The organism is Oleiphilus sp. HI0132 (assembly GCF_001635845.1).
In genome coordinates this window covers 1-3,962 of the sequence record NZ_LWGJ01001248.1, presented here as the reverse complement: position 1 = coordinate 3,962, position 3,962 = coordinate 1, and the positions used below count along the sequence as shown (strand labels likewise).

At 38.4% G+C, this 3,962-nt stretch carries 3 protein-coding genes; all 3 read left to right on the top strand.

Features of this window, described 5'->3' with window-relative positions:
• Positions 1-373: 373 nt before the first annotated feature.
• The 3 genes from A3766_RS18675 to A3766_RS18660 all read left to right on the top strand — a co-directional run bounded on the left by A3766_RS18675 (position 374) and on the right by A3766_RS18660 (position 3,857).
• Positions 374-1,066, top strand: coding sequence for a hypothetical protein (locus tag A3766_RS18675; protein ID WP_068513873.1), 693 nt, complete (start codon positions 374-376; stop codon positions 1,064-1,066).
• Between the two features lie 1,340 nt (positions 1,067-2,406).
• Entirely contained in the window at positions 2,407-2,613 is a 207-nt protein-coding gene (xisR, locus tag A3766_RS18665; protein WP_068513088.1) for an excisionase family protein, read from the top strand.
• Positions 2,610-3,857 carry an Arm DNA-binding domain-containing protein gene (locus A3766_RS18660; RefSeq protein ID WP_068513085.1) on the top strand — a complete coding sequence of 416 codons (1,248 nt, stop codon included), beginning with the start codon at positions 2,610-2,612 and terminating at the stop codon, positions 3,855-3,857. Before xisR ends, A3766_RS18660 begins: the two co-directional genes overlap by 4 nt.
• Positions 3,858-3,962 lie beyond the last annotated feature (105 nt).

Below are 3,962 nucleotides of genomic sequence, written 5' to 3'. Positions count from 1 at the left end.
TTATATATTGTATTGAGGGCTTCAATAGTCCCTAAGTTATTCATTGTGGCTCGCTTTTTATAATCAAATAAACCGTTTTATTCTTCCTAAACTAAACGACTTAAGATTTTTTGGTTTCTACCCTGAAACCTTTCGAGCAAGTATGTCTGTTCGCTACTTCTTGTGTTAGGGACTCCAGGGGGACAAAACCAAACCAACCAGATTCCTCAGGCAACCCAGTCTACCCCATATTCGAACGCTCAGCTATATAAAATATAAGATTTACAACTACTTGTACTTCATTCTAATAATTTCCTAGCGCTCATGAAATCAATAATACTTGCGTATTTTATAAGTGACATATTTTTGGAGGTGACCACAAAAGGAGAACTCTATGACTTACACAACTGACCTATTACGCAATATCATCCTAAACCAAGATATCTACAGCTACGGTACTCACTGGCAAGAAAAGCCAGATCACTGGAAAAGACATGTCTTAGCTCTCGTAAGTGATATTGGAGACGAGCTAGGTACCATTTGGAAAAGCAAGGAGGGAAATTGGCACAATAGTTCGGGAGTATGTTTGGGAGATTTTGAACTTGCCACTAAAGATCTAGAGAGATCTTTAACACGTGGTATTGCCGTATCTGCGGAAAACTTGTCTGAACGTATGAGAAGATCTAATCCCAAAGGCCTACATCAAATATCCGGATGCATTAAACTGAACACCTTCGAACGATACGTAATTGAAAAATCAATTGCTTCGATTATCCAAAAGGTCATTGGTCAATTCAGTGTCCAATCGACTTTGAAGTTGAACGATCCTGTTAGTGACAATTGCCCTATTAAGGTCCACCCAATAACTTTGGGCTTCAGGTTTCAGGAAGGAAAATGCGTCATTAAACCTCAAGCACTCCCACTTAAAACCGAAACCAAACACGTTGAAAATGGAGAGCCAGTTATCACACAAATACGGCTCTGCGACCTTTCTGATCAATCATTCATGACAACTGTAAGAAAACTCATGACAGAGCAAAATATACCCCACTCGAAATACACAAGCCTTGAAAAATGCGTAGTTTGAATTTAACCAACGACATAATCGCAAGGTTCTATCGCACCTAAATACACTAAAAAACCTGAGCACAACATGTTAGTGCTCAGGATAGGGAATTTGGCCATTTTAAAACTAAAAGACACAACTTTTCGAAACCTTGTGCTCAGGATAGGTTTTACCACCTGTAATTTGAGATTTCAGAAGTTTGTGCTCAGGATAGTATTTTATGCTCAAGGTCATCGTACATCATTCTTTAAAGCCCTCATCTATGTGCACAAATAAGTTATTTTTTGTGCTCATCATTCCTGAGCATTTACAAAACAAAGGAAGTGCTCAGGAATAATGAGCATAAACCTTACGATTTAAGTTTTTACATCTTTGTGAAATTAACTGAAGCATATAGAGTCTGGAAGTGGATTGTAAATTCGACCTTGAACTTAAGGCTCTTCTAGCCAGTGTTCGTAGAGAAATTAATCCAGATACTTTACGTACCCTGCACAAACTAAGTGACCAATCGTTAACTATTAACTTTGGAGAGCCCAAACATCAAACTTTTCAAAACCCGAAACTACCAATTTTTAAAAAATGCTTGCTCGAGTTTAATAAAGCCAAATAACGCCATCTCCAATCGCGTTAAAAATACACCTATAAGGATGAGCATAAAGGGTTTATGCTCAAGTAGGGATTTTGGACTATTAATAAGACTAAAGACACAAACTTTTCAGAGTTTATGCTCATATAAGGTTTTCTATAAGCAACATTCGAAAACCAAAAGTTTATGCTCATAATAGCTTTTTTGAATTCGCTGCTAATTTCTTAATTCCAATAAAAATTCACTTAATTAATTCCTTGTGCTCATCAGAAGATGAGCACTCACAATCAAAACTTTGTGCTCAAATATAATGAGCACAAAGATTTGACAATCTTGTTCTCCTTAAAAAGATTATGAAAATCAGTTCTGTTAATTCTGTCGGTGACTATTTCCCCTAATCGAACGTGTAGGTGTGCACAAGGGGTACTACAGAAGTACCAATGCACGCTTATCTATAAACATATCAGCAGACACACCCTTGCGTACCCCTACCGTACGCCTTGCCCCCCCCCTTCAGCAAAAACGTTGGAACAAAACCCATTAATAAAGGCATCTTTAACAAACTTATTACCATACCTCTTTCACTAAAATTTATTAGAAACCTTCAAACATGGAGGTTTTCACCATTTTTGTTGCGTCTCTTATTCAAAACATAAAATAGAAAACGAACACCTTGTTGCGCGGTACGTTAAAAATACACGCCGTACGCACCGGTGGTGCGCGGAAAACACGCTTAAAGTAGAGCCTCAAATCACTTAAACAGGTAACTAATGCAATGAATAGAGAAACAAACATATCGATTCAATATGGGCGCTGGGTTCACCAGAAAATACTCGAGGCTACTCATGGATTTACAAACGATCAGTTAAAGAAGTACCGCTGTGCATTTTGGTTGGAGGGCAAGCATTTTATCCGGAACCCTGCTAACCGCATAGTTTATAACCCAGTAGCGATTGACGATTGGATGGAGGGAAAACTGTGAGCAAGAAAACTGAGTTCAAAATTCCTAAGGGCGTCGAAATTCATGGAAATAACATCCGGATTGCATTCCAGTTAGATGGAAAAAGAATGAGGGAGCCCATTACCGGCATTCTCAAAATTAATCAGAATTCGCTTAACTATGCCGCTAACAAAAGAGCGGTGATTTTGAACGAAATAAAGTCTGGCAGTTTCGATTATCAAGCACATTTTCCGAACTCTCAGAACGCGCTTAAATATTCGGGTTCGGTTAGTAATGATATTGACCTAACCATTTCAAGAGGTGTTGAGATGTGGCTGGAATTGAAATCAGAAAACCGCGCTAAGTCGACAATCGAAGGCTATGAAGCCAAAGCGAAACATGTAAAGGCATATTTCGGTGATAAAACGATACGATCACTACGAACGACTGATATTACAAATTTCAGAAAACATTTAACACAAAACCTGGAAATGAAAGTTAAGACCGTAAACGACGTGTTTACGGTCTTACGCGGCGTGACAAGACTGGCTTACCAGGATCACATTACAAAGACAGACATAATGGAACGTATACCTAATCTTGAGAGAGATGAAACAGAGGGTCCTGAAGCTGATCCATATACAATAAAAGAACTGGAAAAAATAATTGAACTAGAAAGACGTGACTACAGTCGACCAGAAATAATAAACATGTTCATCTTTACGTGCTGGACAGGACTCTCTCTTTCGGAAGTAATCGCATTAGCGTGGGAAGATATCGACTTCAACACATACACAGTAAATATTAAACGTGCTTATGTAAGTGACGAATTCAAAGTGCCTAAGGAAGCCTCAAGAACACGCTCTTTTCAATTGTTAAGGCCTGCTATCGATACTTTATTGAAGCAGCATAGATATTCATATACGAACAAACCGATTGAAATCAGTGTAAAGAACAGAAGCAACACACATTCGACATCCTATAAAATCCGACCTATTTTCAAGAACTTCAAATCACAAACAGACGAGCAGCTTTTTAGCAAGCGGTCAGTAGGAACAGCTTATGAAACCTTGTTGAGAGAAGCTAACGTGCGGCATAGAGGCCCAAATCAGTGTCGACATACTTTCGCATCGATGCTAATAACAAAGTATGTACCACTTGGTATTGTTGCTGAAATTATGGGGCACACATCAGAATCGATGCTAAAAAAGCATTATGGAAAAATAATACATGAAGACAGACCTAGCACTGCTAAGTTGATTTCACCATTTTTAGGATTAGAATAAGATTTTAACGTGCTAGGAGGTGCACTAAGGATCCCGTTTTTACCCCAAAGTTGCCCCAAGAGGCTTTGAATCTTAACTAATAACTTGGGAAATCAAGGAGTAAAA